Source organism: Mesorhizobium loti R88b, from assembly GCF_013170845.1.
Taxonomy (GTDB): domain Bacteria; phylum Pseudomonadota; class Alphaproteobacteria; order Rhizobiales; family Rhizobiaceae; genus Mesorhizobium; species Mesorhizobium loti_B.
On record NZ_CP033367.1, the window covers coordinates 2,682,112 to 2,698,170 of the forward strand.

At 63.2% G+C, this 16,059-nt stretch carries 18 protein-coding genes and 1 pseudogene; 9 read left to right on the top strand and 10 right to left on the bottom strand.

Features of this window, described 5'->3' with window-relative positions:
* Nucleotides 1-7 precede the first annotated feature (7 nt).
* From EB235_RS12965 to EB235_RS12980, 4 genes are all read right to left on the bottom strand, one after another.
* The gene (locus tag EB235_RS12965; RefSeq protein WP_027030590.1) at nt 8-478 is read right to left on the bottom strand and encodes a hypothetical protein; all 471 of its coding nucleotides are present in this window, start codon (nt 476-478) and stop codon (nt 8-10) included.
* Nucleotides 479-636: 158 nt separating this feature from the next.
* Entirely contained in the window at nt 637-1,554 is a 918-nt protein-coding gene (locus EB235_RS12970; protein WP_027030589.1) for an NAD(P)-dependent oxidoreductase, read from the bottom strand.
* Nucleotides 1,551-2,762: a mandelate racemase/muconate lactonizing enzyme family protein gene (locus EB235_RS12975; protein WP_027030588.1), complete on the bottom strand. Its 1,212-nt coding sequence runs from the start codon at nt 2,760-2,762 to the stop codon at nt 1,551-1,553. The genes EB235_RS12970 and EB235_RS12975 overlap by 4 nt, the downstream gene beginning before the upstream one ends.
* Nucleotides 2,759-4,375, bottom strand: a complete 1,617-nt coding sequence (locus tag EB235_RS12980; protein WP_027030587.1) for a GMC family oxidoreductase — start codon at nt 4,373-4,375, stop codon at nt 2,759-2,761. Before EB235_RS12980 ends, EB235_RS12975 begins: the two co-directional genes overlap by 4 nt.
* 206 nt (nt 4,376-4,581) lie before the next feature.
* On the opposite strand from EB235_RS12980, the gene EB235_RS12985 reads away from it, so the two are divergent.
* The 3 genes from EB235_RS12985 (at nt 4,582) to EB235_RS12995 (ending at nt 6,339) form a co-directional block, all read left to right on the top strand.
* Complete coding sequence (locus tag EB235_RS12985) at nt 4,582-5,523, top strand: phosphoribosylaminoimidazolesuccinocarboxamide synthase (protein WP_027030586.1); 942 nt, start codon at nt 4,582-4,584, stop codon at nt 5,521-5,523.
* 84 nt (nt 5,524-5,607) lie between these two features.
* Entirely contained in the window at nt 5,608-6,003 is a 396-nt protein-coding gene (locus tag EB235_RS12990; RefSeq protein WP_027030585.1) for an acyl-CoA thioesterase, read from the top strand.
* Between the two features lie 132 nt (nt 6,004-6,135).
* The gene (locus EB235_RS12995) at nt 6,136-6,339 is read left to right on the top strand and encodes a hypothetical protein (RefSeq protein WP_027030584.1); all 204 of its coding nucleotides are present in this window, start codon (nt 6,136-6,138) and stop codon (nt 6,337-6,339) included.
* A 160-nt stretch (nt 6,340-6,499) separates the two neighbouring features.
* Here EB235_RS12995 and EB235_RS13000 read toward each other — a convergent pair whose 3' ends face one another.
* The gene (locus tag EB235_RS13000; protein ID WP_027030583.1) at nt 6,500-6,868 is read right to left on the bottom strand and encodes a winged helix-turn-helix transcriptional regulator; all 369 of its coding nucleotides are present in this window, start codon (nt 6,866-6,868) and stop codon (nt 6,500-6,502) included.
* 91 nt (nt 6,869-6,959) lie between these two features.
* Between EB235_RS13000 and EB235_RS13005 the strand changes: the two genes are divergently transcribed.
* Nucleotides 6,960-7,565, top strand: a complete 606-nt coding sequence (locus tag EB235_RS13005) for an NADPH-dependent FMN reductase (protein ID WP_027030582.1) — start codon at nt 6,960-6,962, stop codon at nt 7,563-7,565.
* Nucleotides 7,566-7,628: 63 nt separating this feature from the next.
* Here EB235_RS13005 and EB235_RS13010 read toward each other — a convergent pair whose 3' ends face one another.
* Both EB235_RS13010 and EB235_RS34730 read right to left on the bottom strand, forming a co-directional pair.
* Nucleotides 7,629-8,438: an MBL fold metallo-hydrolase gene (locus tag EB235_RS13010; protein ID WP_027030581.1), complete on the bottom strand. Its 810-nt coding sequence runs from the start codon at nt 8,436-8,438 to the stop codon at nt 7,629-7,631.
* 89 nt (nt 8,439-8,527) lie between these two features.
* Nucleotides 8,528-8,659, bottom strand: a pseudogene (locus tag EB235_RS34730) (winged helix-turn-helix transcriptional regulator); the annotation flags it as partial.
* 4 nt (nt 8,660-8,663) lie between these two features.
* Here EB235_RS34730 and EB235_RS35095 point away from each other — a divergent pair.
* The 4 genes from EB235_RS35095 to EB235_RS13030 all read left to right on the top strand — a co-directional run bounded on the left by EB235_RS35095 (nt 8,664) and on the right by EB235_RS13030 (nt 12,096).
* On the top strand, nt 8,664-8,798 hold the full coding sequence (locus tag EB235_RS35095) for a hypothetical protein (RefSeq protein WP_280945043.1): 135 nt from the start codon (nt 8,664-8,666) through the stop codon (nt 8,796-8,798).
* 73 nt (nt 8,799-8,871) lie between these two features.
* On the top strand, nt 8,872-9,426 hold the full coding sequence (locus EB235_RS13020; RefSeq protein WP_027030579.1) for a winged helix-turn-helix transcriptional regulator: 555 nt from the start codon (nt 8,872-8,874) through the stop codon (nt 9,424-9,426).
* Nucleotides 9,423-10,526, top strand: a complete 1,104-nt coding sequence (locus EB235_RS13025) for an HlyD family secretion protein (protein ID WP_032925513.1) — start codon at nt 9,423-9,425, stop codon at nt 10,524-10,526. The genes EB235_RS13020 and EB235_RS13025 overlap by 4 nt, the downstream gene beginning before the upstream one ends.
* A 7-nt stretch (nt 10,527-10,533) precedes the next feature.
* On the top strand, nt 10,534-12,096 hold the full coding sequence (locus EB235_RS13030) for a DHA2 family efflux MFS transporter permease subunit (RefSeq protein WP_027030577.1): 1,563 nt from the start codon (nt 10,534-10,536) through the stop codon (nt 12,094-12,096).
* 39 nt (nt 12,097-12,135) lie between these two features.
* On the opposite strand, the gene EB235_RS13035 is transcribed toward EB235_RS13030, so the two are convergent.
* From EB235_RS13035 to EB235_RS13045, 3 genes are all read right to left on the bottom strand, one after another.
* Nucleotides 12,136-12,873, bottom strand: a complete 738-nt coding sequence (locus tag EB235_RS13035) for a hypothetical protein (RefSeq protein ID WP_155256404.1) — start codon at nt 12,871-12,873, stop codon at nt 12,136-12,138.
* 123 nt (nt 12,874-12,996) lie between these two features.
* Nucleotides 12,997-14,238, bottom strand: a complete 1,242-nt coding sequence (locus tag EB235_RS13040) for an RNA polymerase sigma factor (RefSeq protein ID WP_027030575.1) — start codon at nt 14,236-14,238, stop codon at nt 12,997-12,999.
* Nucleotides 14,235-14,639 carry a YciI family protein gene (locus EB235_RS13045; protein ID WP_027030574.1) on the bottom strand — a complete coding sequence of 135 codons (405 nt, stop codon included), beginning with the start codon at nt 14,637-14,639 and terminating at the stop codon, nt 14,235-14,237. Before EB235_RS13045 ends, EB235_RS13040 begins: the two co-directional genes overlap by 4 nt.
* Nucleotides 14,640-14,875: 236 nt before the next feature.
* Between EB235_RS13045 and EB235_RS13050 the strand changes: the two genes are divergently transcribed.
* Complete coding sequence (locus EB235_RS13050; RefSeq protein ID WP_051429659.1) at nt 14,876-15,754, top strand: DMT family transporter; 879 nt, start codon at nt 14,876-14,878, stop codon at nt 15,752-15,754.
* Nucleotides 15,755-16,059: the final 305 nt, after the last annotated feature.

The window sequence follows — 16,059 nt, forward strand, 5'->3', positions numbered from 1 at the left end:
TCGCTCGCTAAGCCGCTTTGATCACCGTCGCGGCGAGGTAGAGCGCCAGCACGACGAAGATGAACAGGTCCGAAATCATGGCGATATTCTCGTTGGTGTTGCGGTTGCCATTGCGCGTATGCAAGGCGCCCGCCAGACCATAGAACAGGCCACCGGCGATTGCCGCCGGCACCACCCATTCACGGTTCAGCAGCGACACGGCGCCGAGCACGCCGATGGCGAAATTGCCGAAACCAAGCTCGCGGACAATGACCTCCGCCGCCTTGTCCTTGATGCCGAAGATCGTGTCGGCGGTGAAGGCGGGGTTTGCCATCTGCCTGACGCCGGCAAGCAGCAGCCGCATGCCGACCGCCCAGAAGACGAACCACTTGCCGATGAGAAACACCAGGCCGGCGTCGCTGTGGAATGCGAAGGATTCGATGAGGATCGCGGCGACGGGAAAGACACCCATCAACAGCACAACAACCGCCAGATACATGAACCGCCCCCAAGCCGCCCCGGCTTTCGCGCCATGGGGTTATCTGAGCCGAGCTGAGGTTCTGAATCAAGCGGCTGCGAGATTGATTCAGGTCTTTTCGAAACTGAATCCGGCTATCTATCCAAACGAATGAAATTGTTTACTTTTCCGGCCGCTGGTCAGATTTCCAGTCTGGCCGGGAAGCCGGGCGCACGCAGGTCGGTGCCGACCGTATCTTCCAGCAGCTTGACGATCTGCGTCGACCAGGCACCGCCGCCATAGGCTTCCTTGCCTTGCTGAAAGATCGCGTTGACGCGCGTGGCGAGATCGAGCGGCACGCCGGATTGTTCCCCCATGGCGAGCGCGAAGCCGAGGTCCTTCAGCGCCAGGTCCATGGTGAAGCCGATGTCGTAGGAGCCGTTGAGGATGAGCTGGCTTTCGGTCTCGTGGACGAAGCTGTTGCCGGAGGAGGCAACGATGGCGTGGTAGCTCTGGGCGAGGTCGAGCCCGCCCTGTTTGGCCAGCATCAGTGCTTCGCCGGCGGCGACGAGATGGATGAAGGCCAGCATGTTGGTGATCACCTTGATCACCGCCGCCGAACCGATCGGCCCCATCAGAAACGACTTCGCGCACATCGCTTCGATGGCCGGTCGGTGGCGTTCGTAGAGGGCGGCATCGCCGCCGACCAGCGCGGTGATTTTTCCAACCGCCGCCAGATGCACGCCACCGGTGACCGGACACTCCAACGTCTCGATGCCTTTGGCCGAGGCGAGGGCGGCAAGGCGGATGATCTCGTCGCGGCCATTGGTCGACATCTCGATCCAGGTGCCGCCTGGGGCCAAGCCTTCCAGCAATCCGCCCGGGCCGGCCAGCACCGCTTCGCTCACCTTGGGCGAGGGCAGGCAGGTGATGGCATTGCCAGCCCGCGCAGCCGCCTCGGCGGGGCTGCCAGCCTCGGTCGCGCCGAGCGCAACGAGGCGCTCAACGGCGGCGGGGTCGCGGTCGAAGACGGTGACGGCAAAGCCGTTGCGGATCAGGCTGGCGGCTAGGTTGCCACCGAGATGGCCAAGGCCGATGAAGGCGTAGCTTTCGCTCACGGCATCAGCGGCGTTTGCATCATCTGCAGATGCAGGTCCTTGCCGGTAAAGGGATGCGCATCGCAGACTGCTTCGTTGAGCTCGACGCCCAGCCCTGGCTCCTTCGACGGGATGACATTGCCGTCCTGCCACTCGATCTTCTTTTTCAGAAGCGTGGCGTGGAAACCGTCCCACTGCTTCAGCGATTCCAGGATCAGGAAATTGGGCAGCGTCACCGCCAGCTGGATGTTGGCGGCACCGACGATCGGCCCGCAATAGCAATGCGGGGCGATCTGGATGTGGTAGGCCTCCGCCATGGCGGCAATCTTCTTGGTTTCGAGAATGCCGCCGGAGCGGCCGAGGTCCGGCTGCAGGATGGTCGCGGCGCGGTTCTCGATGACGCGGGCGAATTCGAACTTGGTCGTCAGTCGCTCGCCGGTGGCGATCGGGATCGATGTGCCGCGCGCGACCTGCGCCATCACTTCGGGCATGTCAGGCGGCACCGGCTCCTCGAACCACAAGGGATCGTAGGGCTCGATGGCGCGCGCCATGCGCAGCGCGCCCGATGCGGTGAACTGGCCATGCGTGCCGAACAGGATGTCGGCGCGGGTGCCGACCGCTTCGCGGATCGCTTTGACCATGCGGGTGGCGACATCGATGTCGAGCAGGCGCGGCTGATGGCCGTCGAAAGCGGTGTAGGGGCCGGCCGGGTCGAGCTTGACGGCATTGAAACCCTGCTCGACATATTCGAGCGCGCAGGCAGCGGCGAGGTCCGGATCATTGTAGACGTTCTTGCCGAGCACGTCCTCGGAATGGACACTGCCGGTGTGCGGGTAGAGGTAGGTGTAGGAGCGCAAGGTCTCGTGCACCTGGCCGCCAAGCAGCTTGTAGACCGGCTTGTTGGCTTCCTTGCCGACAATGTCCCAGCAGGCCATTTCGAGTGCCGAGAAACAGCCCATGCCGGTCACGTCAGGCCGCTGGGTGAAGCCGGAGGAATAGGCGCGGCGGAAGAAGGTCTCGATGTCGTGCGGATCGTGGCCGATCAGATAGCGCTCGGCCATGTCCTCGACGAGCTTGGCCGTGATGTGGGCGGAGAAGGTGGCGTTGTAGGCCTCGCCATAACCGACCACGCCGCCATCGGTGGTCAGCTTGACGAAGATGAAATACTTGCCGCCGATGCCGGGCGGCGGGTTGCCGACAACCCAGGTCTTGACGTCGGTGATCTTCATTTTTGGTCCTCCAGAACCAGTTCGGCGCCCTTCCATCCGGTCATGATGGAGGCTGCATTGGTGTTGCCGGTGATGTTGTCGGGGAAGATCGAGGCGTCGATGACACGCAGGCCTTCGAGGCCATGCACCTTGAGACGCGGATCGACCACGGAGCGCTGGGGATCAGGCCCCATGCGGCAGGTCGAAACCGGGTGATAGACGGTGCCGGAGCGTTTCCTGAAATCGGTGATCAGGTCGGCGTCGGACTGGATCGACAGGCCCGGCAGAACCTCTTCGGCAATGATCTCGGCCATGGCAGGCATCGAGGCGATCTTGCGCACGAACTTCACCGCCGCCAGCATTTCCTCGACGTCGGCATTGGTCGAATAGGCGTTGGCGGTGATTTTTGGATACTCCAGCGGATTCTTCGAGCGGATCATGATCTCGCCGCGGCTCGACGGGCGGCAGTTGGATAGGCCGATGGAGAAGCCCGGCCACGGATCGGGCGTCAGGATGGGCCGCTCGCCGCTCCTCGGAATGACGGTCGAGAAGGCTTGGAAATAAAGCTGCATGTTAGGGCGGGTCGCTGTCGGGTCGGTGCGGAAGAAGCCGCCGCCATGGTTCATCGACAGCGACAGCGGACCCGACCGCGTCAGTATGTACTGCATGCCGACCAGCAGCTTGCCCCACCAGGGGCGCAGGATTTGGTTGAGTGTCGGCACCTTGCCCTTGAAGGTGTAGTTGATGCCGACATGGTCCTGCAGATTGGCGCCGACATTTTCGCTTGCGTGGACGACCGGTATGCCGAGTCCGCCAAGCAGCGCCGACGGACCGATACCGGACAATTGCAGCAATTGCGGCGAGTTGATCGAACCGCTGGACAGGATGACCTCGCGGCCGGCGCGCGCCGTCCTGGTCTCGCCGTTCTGCAGATACTCGACGCCGACCGCGCGTTTCCCTTCGAACAGGATGCGGGTCGCCAGCGCATTGGTCTCGACGCGGACATTGGCGCGCTTCATCGCCGGGCGCAGGAAAGCGCGGGCGGCGGACATGCGGCGGCCGTTTTTGGTCGAGATCTGGTAGGTGCCGACGCCTTCCTGGGAAGCGCCATTGAAATCGGGGTTGAGTGGCAGGCCGGCCTGCTGGCCGGCGGCGAGATAGCGCTTTGTCAGAGGGTGGACGGCGTTGGCCGTGCCGCTGATGTGCAGCGGGCCACCGGTGCCGCGCCATGTGTCGGCGCCTGCCTCATTGTCCTCGAGCGCCTTGAAGGCCGGCAACAGATCGTCATAGCCCCAGCCGGGATTGCCGGCGGCGCGCCAGTCGTCGAAATCCTCGCGCGCGCCCCGGATCCAGACCATGGCATTGATCGAGCTCGACCCGCCGAGCAGCTTGCCGCGCGGCCAGTGGTCGACGTTGCCGCCGAGACCGGGATCGGCTTCGGTCTTGTAGTTCCAGTTGACCGCCGGATCGAAGAAGGTCTTGCCGTAGCCGAGCGGCATCTGCACGTAGAAGCGCCGGTCGGTGCCGCCGGCTTCCAGCACCAGCACCGAAAAGCGCCCCGAGGCCGACAGTTTGTCGGCAAGCACCGAGCCGGCCGAGCCGGAGCCGACGATGATGAAGTCGTAAGTCTGCATGATTGAAACGGGAGGCTCCTGAAATCCGGCCGCAGCCTAGACGCGACGGGTTCTCCGCGTCGCCGCGCCTTCCGGCATGCGTTGTGAAAAAAGCGACTGTGATGCCGGGTCGAGTTGTGGGGAATCCCGACAATCGCGCTTGATATGCTTGATATGCATGGGGTCGACAGCTTATGCGGTGGGATTGTTCTGGAGCAGGAAATCATATGCGGACGCTGTCGGATGCCTTCATTCCCGAGCTGCCGGGCCACTACAAAGGCAAGGTCCGCGAAAATTACGATTTGGCCGACGGGCGGCGCATCATCATCGCCACTGACCGTCTCAGCGCCTTTGACATCATCCTGACCTCGATCCCGTTCAAGGGAGAGATACTCACCCAGACGGCGCGCTACTGGTTCGAGGAAACTGCCGATATCTGTCCGAACCATGTGCTGGAATACCCCGACCCCAACGTCGTCGTCGGCACAAGGCTCGACATCCTGCCGGTGGAGATCGTCGTGCGCGGCTATCTGGCGGGCACCACCAGCACCTCGATCCTGACCCGCTATCGTCGTGGTGATCGTGATATGTATGGAATGCGGCTGCCGGATGGCCTGCGCGACAATGAAAAGCTGGCGGAGCCCGTCATCACGCCGACGAGCAAGGCTGCGGATGGCGGCCATGACGAGCCGTTGTCCAGGGCCGAGATCCTCGAGCAAGGTCTTCTCACGCAGGCGCAGTGGGATACCGTCTCGGATTACGCCTTGAAGCTGTTCGCCCGCGGCCAGGCGCGCGCCGCCGAACGCGGCCTGATCCTTGCCGACACAAAATACGAATTCGGCACCGACAAGAACGGCACGATCATCCTGGCCGACGAAATCCATACGCCGGACAGCAGCCGGTACTGGATCGCGGCGAGTTACGGACAGGCATTGGCCAACGGCACGCGGCCGGAAAGTTTCGACAAGGATTTCATCCGCTCGTGGGTGACGGCGCGCTGCGACCCCTACAAGGACCCGATCCCGAAGATTCCGGACGAGATCGTCGAACAGGCCTCCGGGGTCTACGCGCAGGCCTACGAGGCGATCACGGGCACGGCATTCGTTCCCGATGTTTCCGGGGATACGGTTCTCGATCGCATCCGCTCGAACCTCGCGCGCTATTTCTAGCGGACCAGCGAAGCTTTGCCGCGTTGACGCGTCCGCGCCGTGACGCTACGGGATCGGGGGCAATCGATCCCGGGGATTTCTCGCATGGTGCATTACGCGGACGGCCGGCCGATTGGCGATCTGACCTTGCGCACGCTGGCCATGCCGGCGGATGCCAATGCGGCCGGTGATATCTTTGGCGGCTGGGTGATGGCGCAGATGGATTTGGCCTGCGGCATCCGCGCCGCCGAGCGTGCCAAGGGTCGCGTGGTGACGGCGGCCGTGAAGGAGATGTCCTTCGCCAAGGCAATGAAGATCGGCGACACGCTGTGCATCTACACCCATGTCGAACGTGTCGGCCGCACCTCGATGACGCTCAAGGTCGAGGCCTGGGCGCAGCGCTATCTCTCGGACCTGATGGAAAAGGTAACGCATGCCGATTTCGTCATGGTGGCGCTGGACGGCGATGGCAAGCCGAAGGCCGTTCCGGCCGAAAGCTGACCAAAGCCCGTTCTCTCAATCCCTCGTTCTCCTAATGTAGCGCAATTGTAACATCACCCGTGCGGGCGATGCGCTTGGCGACATCCTATGGTTGCCTTCACGTCCGATTGTGACGGCATTGGGGGAGAAACAATGCGTCAACACATGCTGAACGGCTGGCTCGTGGCAGCCCTTTTCGCTTTGATCTGCCTGCTCGGCGTAACCGCTTATGCCGCGGTCAAGGACGACCTTCCGCGCACCGCTTGCCTGCATGTCAACAAAAGCGTCAGGAAGCCCGCCGCGACATGCGCGCCCTGCAGCCCGGCGCCTTGCGAAGGCATGGCGTCGAGAGCCTGACTGGTTGCCCTTGGCATGCGGCTTTCGTCGTCAAGGCGACACGTCAGTGGTCGATCATAAGACAACGCTGCCAGGCCGCATCTAGAGAGCCGCCAGTTCGCCTGTCATCAGGCAAATTCACTTTACTGCGAAACTCCGGATACCTTGCCGTGCAAGGGTTTCAGGCGTGCGCGCCGTCGAATTTCTCGCGTGCCGCCTGGACGCGCTGGGTGTTCCTGCGTGCCCAATCGCCGAGCGCGCTGACCGGTACCAACAGTTCGTGACCGAGTTCGGTCAGTTCATAATCGACGCGCGGCGGGATGGTGGGGAACACGGTGCGGGTGACGAAGCCGTCGCGTTCCAGGCCGCGCAGGGTCGTCGTCAACATCTTCTGTGAAATGCCGCCGACAGCCGCGCGCAACTCGTTGAAACGCAGGGGTCCATCGCCCAGCTTGCCGACCACAAGCACGGTCCATTTGTCGCCGACGCGCTGCAGGATTTCCGAGATGGCGCGGCAGTCCTCGGTGTTGTGCGGGTGCCTCAGTAACAAAACGGTGCCTCCTTGCGTCGGGAGTTGACAGTATCTCATATAGCGCCGGTATCCAAACGATACCAGCTTTATACTGGAATGGAGAGCCCCCATGTCAAAGCCGAAAATCGCCATCATCGTCGGTTCGACGCGCGCCGCGCGCTTCGCCGATGTGCCCACCCAATGGATCGCCAAGATCGCCAAGGCGCATGCCGATATCGACGTCGAGATCGTCGACCTCAGGGACTTCCCGCTGCCCTTCTTCGACGAAGTCGCATCCTCCGCCTGGGTGCCGTCGACCAACGAGGTGGCGCAGCGCTGGCAGAAGAAGGTCGCCGAATATGACGGCTTCATCTTCACCGCCGCCGAATACAATCACGGCCCGACGGCCGTGCTGAAGAACGCCATCGACTACGCCGCCAACGAATGGAACAAGAAGCCGGCCGGCTTCGTCGGCTATGGCAGCGTCGGTGGCGCCCGCGCCGTCGAACAGCTCCGCCTCCATGCCGTTGAGTTGCAGATGGCACCGGTGAAGTCCGCCGTCCACATCGCCTGGGCCGACTTCCTCGCCGTTCGCCAGGGCGAGAAGAAGCTCGAGAATCTCGAGCACCTGAACCAGGCCGCCACAGCGCTGGTCAACGATGTTGCCTGGTGGGCCAAGGTGCTGAAGGCAGCGCGTCGGGCCGACGTGGTTGCCGAGGAAGTCCAGGCGGCCTGATCGCCTTTTCTGAGATTATCCTCCCAAGGGATATGGGGCGGCGCATGCGCCGCCCTTTTTCATTCATATCGACTCAAACCGGAAGCTGCCGCCGGATCTGACGACACGGCCAATGCCCGGCGAATCCAGATGCGCGCCGGCAACGAAATGATTGTCGTCCGCCGCAAGCGCCAGCAGCCGCAACCGGCTCTCGCGCGCTTGGTCCTGATCCGCATCGAATTCCCATGTCACCTCAGGCCGATCGAACTGAAGCGATGGGACGTGAACGGTGTCGCCCCAAATCAAAATGCGCTCGCTGCCACTGGAAACGCGAAAGCAGCTGTGACCCACCTCATGGCCATGAGCGCCGATAATGTCGACATGTGCCCCGAGATGGTCTCCCGCTTCGAATGGTTCGGCCATGCCGTGAAATCGTTCAAGCCGCGCTTCGGTGCGAAACAGGCCGAGTTCCTCCCTGGGAACGAGCAGGCGCGTCAGGCGCGGGAAAGCGTCGCCGCCATCGGCAAGCACAAGACCATGGATATGGTCGAGATGGGTATGGGTGTAGCAGACGGTGCGGATTCGCTCGACATCGATCCCGGCTTCGTCCAGCGCCTGGGGTAGCCGGCCCATGGTCGGGTGCCAGGCATTTGAAGCGCCGGTATCGATCAGGATGATCTCATTTCCATCGTCAATCGCGAAGGCATTGACGGAGAGCCTGAGCTGACCGCCAACCAGCGTGACCTGATCCGGAAAGTCATCGCCAAATGGCTTGTCGCCGCTTTGCCGAAGCCGCCTGATCGGCATGTCGACATAGCCATCGCGCAAGGCGGTGATGCGCAGATCACCAAGAGTGTAGGTCTGATAAAGTTCGCCTGAAGCTATGGGGTGCATTTGCCGATCCGTTCCGTGGATGTCTGACGGTCTGCGACGGGCAGCCGGCCTCGGCAACCCGCCCTGTCAGTTCGATTCAAGCCATCTGTGCGTGCGTCGCCTGCCCGTGGCCTGATGATGCAGTCGGCGAGGCGGTGCGTCTCGTTCAGTTCGTCAGCATGATGCTCGCCCCATTGGCAGAGCGCCAACAGGATCGGCTCGAGGCTGAGGCCGAGGCTGGTCACCATGCTGGAGGTTGTCGAGCTGCCAACGCAGGTGCCGCAGGCCGGCGAGGTGCTGATCCGGATTCATACGGCGGGAATAAACGTCTTCGAGGTTCTGATGCGTCCGCACCATCGAAACAGGGCCGGATTTTCATGATCACGCGCGAGTTACTTGCATAATGCAACTTACTTCGCTATTTGTCACTTTCATTTTGAAAGAGACTCCGATCATGGTCGCCAAAACAAGCTTCGAAACACGCCCATGCCCCATCGCGCGCAGCCTCGACGATGTCGGCGAGTGGTGGAGCATCCTGCTTCTGCGCGACGCGTTTCAGGGGCTGACGCGCTTCGACCAGTTCCAGAAGAGCCTGGAGATCGCTCCCAACATCCTGACGCGGCGGCTGAACAGTCTGGTCGAGCGCGGCCTGTTCGAAAAGCGCGCCTACTGTGAGCGGCCGCTTCGCCACGAATATGTGCTGACCGCCAAGGCGCGCGATTTCCGCCCGGTGCTGCTGTCCCTGCTCACCTGGGGCAACAGGCATCTGGCGCCCGAAGGCCCGAGCCTGGTGGTGGTGGATAGGGCGGACGGGCGCTGGGCCGAACCGGTTCTGGTCGATCGCCAGACCGGCAAGGAGCTCGACAGCGAGGGCTTCACCATGGCGACGGCACCCCAGGCCACCGATCGCATGCGGCAGCGCTATCGCTTCAGCACAGAGGGCTCCGGCCTGCCGCTCACCGACAACACGCCAGCTGATCAAAGCCGTGAAGAGGCGCGGGGCAAATGAACAAGGTTCTTTCCGCTGCCGAGTTGCAGCCTGCGCAGCCATCGGTCGTCCCGGCACCCGCGCCTGCAAAAAGCCGCCGCAAGCCGTTCGTCATGCTGGGCGCCGCGATCGCCGTGGGCGTCGCCGGCTGGTATGGCTTTCAGTGGTGGCAGGCGGGCCGTTTCCTGATGTCGACCGACGATGCTTATGTCGGCGGCAATGTCACGCCGCTGGCGCCACGGGTCGCCGGGCATATCGACCAGATCCTCGTCGAGGACAACCAGCATGTCGATGCGGGCCAGCTCATCATCCGCATCGACGACCGGCCGTTCAAGGCGGCGGTCGAGCGTGCACAGGCATCGGTCCAGCAGCAGCAATCGGCGCTCGACAATCTCCGTGCCCAGGTCTCGCTGCAGAATTCGCTGATCGAACAGGCCGAGGCCGATCTCGACGCCAAGAGCGCCGCCGCCACATTCACCACCCAGGACGCCCAACGCTACGCGGTGCTGGCCAGCACCAAGGCGGGCACGCAGCAGGACGCGCAGAGAAGTCTTGCCGCCGACAGCCAGGCCAAGGCTTCCGTTGCCGCCTCCCGCGCCGGGCTTGCCGCCGCCAGGCAACAGCTCACTGTGCTCAACACCCAGATTGCGGAAGCGACCGCCGCCGTTTCGGCCGCCAAGGCCGATCTCGACACGGCCGAGCTCGATCTCGGCTTCACGCAGATCCGCTCGCCCATCGATGGCCTCGTCGGCAACCGGCTGGCGCAGGTCGGCACCTATGTCTCGCCGGGCAGCTATCTCTTGACGATCGTCCCGCAGACCGGGCTGTGGGTCGATGCCAATTTCAAGGAGGACCAGCTGCGCAGCATGACAAACGGACAGGTGGCGACGGTCTATTCGGATATCGCGCCCGACCAGCCGCTCAAGGGCCATGTCAGCAGCCTGGGGCCGGCGACGGGAGCGATCTTCAGCGTCATCCCGGCGCAGAACGCCACCGGCAATTTCACCAAGATTGTCCAGCGCGTTCCCGTTCGCATCACCATCGATCCGGATCAGGGCAACAAGGTTGCGCTGCGGCCGGGCCTGTCGACCGTCGTGACCGTCGACATCGCGTCGCGCTGAGGACGCCATGCCCGGGCGCGCCGAACCGCAATCGTTCTTAGTCAGCATCCTGCCGTTCATGGTGATGTGCGTCGGGATGTTCATCGCGCTGCTCGATATCCAGATCGTCGCCTCCTCGCTGCAGGACATCGGCGGCGGCCTATCTGCCGCCCAGGACCAGATCGGCTGGGTGCAGACCTCCTATCTGGTGGCGGAAATCATCGTCATCCCGCTGTCGGGCTGGCTGACGCGGGTGTTCTCGACACGCTGGCTGTTCACCATCTCGGCGGCCGGCTTCACGCTGGCCAGCATGCTGTGCGGCTTCGCCTGGAGCATCGAAAGCATGATCGTGTTCCGCGCGCTGCAGGGGCTGCTCGGCGCGTCGATGATCCCGACCGTCTTCACCTCGTCGTTCCACTATTTCCAGGGGCCAAGGCGGGTCTATGCAGCTGCGGTGGTCGGCAGCATCGCCTCGATCGCACCAACGCTCGGGCCCGTCATCGGCGGCTGGATCACCGATACGCTGAGCTGGCACTGGCTGTTCTATGTCAACGTCATTCCGGGCACCATCATCACCATCCTCGTCGCGGCGCTGGTCAAGATCGACAAGGCCGATCCGTCGCTGCTGAAGGGCGCCGACTATATCGGCATGGTGCTGATGGCCGTCAGTCTCGGCACCGCCGAATATGTGCTGGAAGAGGGCACACGCTGGAACTGGTTCGACGATGCAACGATCCGCAATGGCGCCATCGTTGCCAGTGTTACGATGGTTCTGTTCGTCATCCGCAGCCTGACCTATTCGCAGCCGGTGGTCGATTTCCGCGCTTTCGGCAACCGCAACTTTGCCATTGGCTGCTTCCTGTCCTTCGTCACCGGCATCGGCATCTTTGCCACGATCTATCTGACGCCGCTGTTCCTGGGGTACGTGCGCGGCTACGACGCTTTCCAGACCGGGATGGCGGTGTTTTCCACCGGCGTGGCCTCGATGGTCGGCGTTCCCGTCTACATCTTCCTTGCCAAGCGCTTCGACACGCGCTGGCTGATGATGTTCGGCCTGGCCTCCTTCGGCGCCTCGATGTGGAGCTTCAGCGCCATCACCAGCCAGTGGGGTGCGGCGGAGCTTCTGATCCCGCAATTGTTTCGCGGCTTCCCGCAGGTCTTCGCCGTCGCGCCAAGCGTCAATCTTGGGCTCGGCAGCCTGCCGCCCGAAAGGCTGAAATATGCCAGCGGCCTGTTCAACACGATGCGTAATCTCGGCGGTGCGGTCGGCATCGCCATTTGCGGCGCGATCCTCAACGACCGCACCAACTTCCATTTCCTGACGATCGCCTCGCACCTGACGCCGCAAAACGAGGCCGCGATGCGGCTCGTCGACAACGTCGCGCTGCGCTACGGCCAACTGCCCGGTGCCGTCGCGGACGGCCATACCGCTTCGCTGAAGCAGCTGTGGTCGCTGGCCTACCGCGAAGCCTCGACCATGGCTTATGCCGATGCGTTCCTGGTGATCATGGCAGCGTTCGTCGTCGCCACTGCGCTGGTTCCCTTCCTGCGCAATGTCACGCCCAAGCCCCTGCCTCCGGGCGCGCACTGAGGTGCGCCCGGGTTTTCCGGGTATCGGCTCTTCAGCGATTCATCTCGATGCGCCGGCGCCGGTGTCCGTCCTTTTGCCGAAAGCCTGCCAGCGAGCCTCGACTTCGGCGCGAAGCCGGTCGCGGTCAGTGGAGAGCACCTCATGAGGCAGCGCGACAAATCGTTTGCCATCCTGGGCCGGGAAAATGTTGCTCAGACGAGAGGCCGTGAGGTTCGGGGCGAATGTGAAGGTCACCAGACCGATGCCGAGCCGCTTTGGCCCCCTGCTGCTTCGGTAGACAACCCGCCACAGAGGCATGATCGTTTCATTCATGAATGCCTCGGAAACCTGCAGCGCGGTGACATGCCGGTACTGGTCTTTGCCCCAGCGATACCAAGACGTGCCCCATCGCCTCTTTACAACCTCGAAGGTAATGTCGAGCCAGGAAATGCCCTCCACCTCCCGCCAGGGGACGTCGAGAAAGACATAGCCGTCGAGATTGAGGCGCAACCCGTCCGGCGACAGCCGCAAAAATGGCTCGGCGGTCAGCCATCCGTTCGTTTGCCAGACAAGCACAACGGCGGCCACAGCCGCCACCGGAAGACCCAACAGCCAGTTCTTGGCCCCGAAGGCGACAATGAGCCCGACAACGAGAATAAGCGCCGATGAGGCGATGAATTTCAACGCGGCCTTACCGGTGCCATAGGCAATGATCCGGCTAACGTCTTGTGCCTGGTCTGAACTCAACGGTCCGCCTCCCATGGCCGGCACGACTTTGCAGGCAAGAGCCGCCGCCAAGACAGTCAAGTACGATACAGGCTGGCTATCGGCCCAACAAGCCCAGCGCTGAACCTCACAGCGTCGATGGTGGCGTCCGCCTCAAGGCACCGGCTCGCGGTGGGGGCCCGGGGCAGGCGGTTGCTAGTCACCCGCGCGGGCGAGCAACAGCGCACGCTCCCTGTCATTGCCGGTCAACTGCGCAGCCTGGCGGAACGCGGCGCGGGCTTCCGCCTGATGTCCCAGTTTCTCCAGCAGATCGCCGCGCACTGTCGGCAAGAGGTGCGAGCCCTTCAGGCGCGGTTCGTCCTTCAGCGCCTCGACGATGGCGAGGCCCTGCGCCGGTCCGAACGCCATGCCGACGGCCACCGCCCGGTTGATTTCGACGATGGGTGAGGGGGCGGAGAGCGCAAGGGCTTGGTAATAGGCCGATATGGCAATCCAGTCGGTGTCGGCGGCTGTTGCCGCGCGGCTATGGCAGGCGGCGATCATCGCCTTCAGGAGATAGGGGCCGGGTGTCGGCATCAGGGTCATGGCCCGGCTCAGGCCGTCGAAGCCGCGCCGGATCAGCGACCAGTCCCATCGGCCGCGGTCCTGGTCGAGCAGCAGGATCGGTTCGCCCGCCCGGCCGGTGCGGGCAGGGAAGCGCGAGGCGTTGAACTCCATCAGCGCCACCAGCCCCTGCACCTCGGGCTCATCCGGCATCAGCGCCGCCAGCGAACGACCGAGGCGCAGCGCTTCGCCGCAGAGATCGGTGCGCAGCCAATCCGGCCCGGCGGTCGCCACATAGCCCTCGTTGAAAGTGAGATAGACCACCTCCAGCACGGCGGCGAGGCGTTCGCGACGCTCCTGCCCGCGCGGTGTCTCGAACGGGATGGCGGCATCACGAAGCGTCCGCTTTGCGCGCACGATGCGCTGGGCGATGGTGGCTTCGGGCACCAGGAAGGCGCGGGCGATCTGAGGCGTCGACAACCCGCCCAGCAGCCGCAAGGCGAGTGCGGTGCGCTGCTCGGCCGGCAACAGGGGATGGCAAGTGGTGAAGATCAACCGCAAAAGGTCATCGTCGATATCCTCGTCGAGCGCGGCCTCGATGTCGGGCATCTCGCGCTCAAGCTCGGTGAGGTCGATGGCGAGTTCACGATGCTTGCCGTCGATCATGGTAGTGCGGCGCAGCCGGTCGAGTGCGCGATTCCCAGCAACCTCGGTCAACCAGGCGGCCGGGTTGCGCGGAATGCCGTCCCGGGGCCAGCGCTCCAGCGCCAGCAGGAAGGCGTCTTGCGCAATCTCCTCGGCCAGCCCGATATCCCTGAGATAGCGCACGAGCCTGGCGGTGAGCTTCGGCTGCTCGATCCGCCAGATTGCTTCGATGGTGGCTGCGGCTGTCAACCGTTCAGCTCGCCAAAGCTTTCCGCCACCTTCTGGACGTCCTCGGGGAACTCGCTGATCTCGAAGACGCGGCGAACCTCGATCACGTCATTCTCCCCGGCGGGGCAGCGGCGGGCCCATTCGATGGCCTCTTCACGCGAGCGCACGTCGATCACCCAATAGCCGCCCAGCACTTCCTTGACCTCGGCGAACGGCCCGTCGGTGACGGCAGGCTTGCCGCCCTTGTAGCTGACCCGCGCGCCCGATGACGGCGGATGCAGCCCGTCGAGCGCCAGCAGCACGCCGGCCTTCTTCAGCTCCTCATTGTATTTCATCATCCCTTCCACCGCCTTGGCATCGGGCATGACATCGGGCGCCGCCTCCGCGTAGCCGCCGGGGATCATCAGCATCATGAACCGCATGGTCTTTCTCCTTGGTTGGGTTGGTTCGATCATATGACGAACGGGAGATGGTGGAATCGACACGAGTGGCAAAAAAGTTCAAATCCCCGGTCGCGCCAAAGACCAGACGTGTTGGACCCCCATATGGGCGAGGCTGCCATCTGGCCCTGCCAGTTTGCCCTGATATGTCAGCTTGCATCCGTCACATCGAGTAAGCCCGCGTGAAATCATCCAACCTGGCCGGCGCCGTCTCTCCCATGATCCCGGTGCTCGTCTGCGCGTTCGGCATCTTCCTGCTGTCTGGCATGGATGCCGCGATGAAGGTGCTGGTCATCGCGGTCGGCGTTTACAACACGGTGCTTTGGCGCAGCATGCTGGCGACCGTCGTTGCGGGCGCAGGCTGGCTGGCGGGGCCGCGCTCGCTTCCGTCGCCTTCCGTGCTGAGGCTGCATGCGCTGCGTGCCGCGGTTGTCGGCATCGTCCTGCTGTCGTTTTTCTGGGGGCTTGCCAGGCTGCCGCTTGCGGAGGCGATTGGGCTTAGTTTCGTCGCGCCGCTTTTCGCTCTCTTGCTGGCGACGCTGTTGCTGGGGGAGAAAATACAGCGGCAGGCGATCTGGGCCTCCCTGGCCGGCATGGCCGGTGTTGTCGTCATCATAGCCGGCCAATTCGGGCATGCGACCTATGCCAGGGATGCCTTGCTTGGCACGGTGGCGGTTCTCGCCTCGACGGTGTTCTATGCCTACAATCTGATCCTGGCGCGGCAACAGGCGCAGGTCGCCAAACCCATCGAGATCATGCTGTTCCAGAACCTTTGTCTGGCGATCATGCTTTGTCTCGCGGCACCTTGGCTCGCCGTTGCCTTGCCTGGCAATCTCTGGCTTCCGCTGGCGGGAGTGACGGCATTGTCGCTCACCGGACAGTTTCTGATGAGCTGGGCCTATGCGCGGGCCGAAGCGCAATATCTGATCCCGACCGAATACTCGGCTTTCATCTGGGCGATCGTGCTTGGGTGGTTTTTCTTCGAGGAGGCGGTGACCTGGACCACGCTGGCGGGAGCCGGCCTCATCGTGGCCAGCTGCCTGATCGCCGCGCGCTCGAACCCCAGACTTGCCGAGCCGATCGAAGCCGCGGTTTGAGGCGGAAGCGCCCTCCACGACGCGTCGTTCTCACCGCAGAAATTGCACGATCCTATCAAAGGCTGGGAGCGCTTGTGCGTAGCCTGAATCAAGCATGATCGTAAGTAGATCTGCTTCTTGTAGAATTTTACTAAACATTTCTCCAGCCGAATTACGATCTGTAGACCATCTGTCGGGTTGTTGTGCTTCCAGTTCGGAAAACGTCACTGAATGTTCGATGTAATGGTGAACTATGTGGCAAGCTCCTGGAACGCGATCTTGCATGGCGATTTTGGTCCGGATGCGGTCACCTGGAGTCGAACGAT

What these genes read in the sequence shown, in the direction of transcription:
- EB235_RS13030 (WP_027030577.1), top strand. Translation starts at nt 10,534, where the DNA reads ATGCCCGGGCGCGCCGAACCGCAATCGTTCTTAGTCAGCATCCTGCCG.
- EB235_RS12985 (WP_027030586.1), top strand. Translation starts at nt 4,582, where the DNA reads ATGCGGACGCTGTCGGATGCCTTCATTCCCGAGCTGCCGGGCCACTAC.
- EB235_RS13050 (WP_051429659.1), top strand. Translation starts at nt 14,876, where the DNA reads ATGATCCCGGTGCTCGTCTGCGCGTTCGGCATCTTCCTGCTGTCTGGC.
- EB235_RS13020 (WP_027030579.1), top strand. Translation starts at nt 8,872, where the DNA reads ATGGTCGCCAAAACAAGCTTCGAAACACGCCCATGCCCCATCGCGCGC.
- EB235_RS13010 (WP_027030581.1), bottom strand. Translation starts at nt 8,438, where the DNA reads ATGCACCCCATAGCTTCAGGCGAACTTTATCAGACCTACACTCTTGGT.
- EB235_RS12990 (WP_027030585.1), top strand. Translation starts at nt 5,608, where the DNA reads ATGGTGCATTACGCGGACGGCCGGCCGATTGGCGATCTGACCTTGCGC.
- EB235_RS13005 (WP_027030582.1), top strand. Translation starts at nt 6,960, where the DNA reads ATGTCAAAGCCGAAAATCGCCATCATCGTCGGTTCGACGCGCGCCGCG.
- EB235_RS35095 (WP_280945043.1), top strand. Translation starts at nt 8,664, where the DNA reads ATGCTGGAGGTTGTCGAGCTGCCAACGCAGGTGCCGCAGGCCGGCGAG.
- EB235_RS12995 (WP_027030584.1), top strand. Translation starts at nt 6,136, where the DNA reads ATGCGTCAACACATGCTGAACGGCTGGCTCGTGGCAGCCCTTTTCGCT.
- EB235_RS12965 (WP_027030590.1), bottom strand. Translation starts at nt 478, where the DNA reads ATGTATCTGGCGGTTGTTGTGCTGTTGATGGGTGTCTTTCCCGTCGCC.
- EB235_RS12975 (WP_027030588.1), bottom strand. Translation starts at nt 2,762, where the DNA reads ATGAAGATCACCGACGTCAAGACCTGGGTTGTCGGCAACCCGCCGCCC.
- EB235_RS12980 (WP_027030587.1), bottom strand. Translation starts at nt 4,375, where the DNA reads ATGCAGACTTACGACTTCATCATCGTCGGCTCCGGCTCGGCCGGCTCG.
- EB235_RS13045 (WP_027030574.1), bottom strand. Translation starts at nt 14,639, where the DNA reads ATGCGGTTCATGATGCTGATGATCCCCGGCGGCTACGCGGAGGCGGCG.
- EB235_RS13025 (WP_032925513.1), top strand. Translation starts at nt 9,423, where the DNA reads ATGAACAAGGTTCTTTCCGCTGCCGAGTTGCAGCCTGCGCAGCCATCG.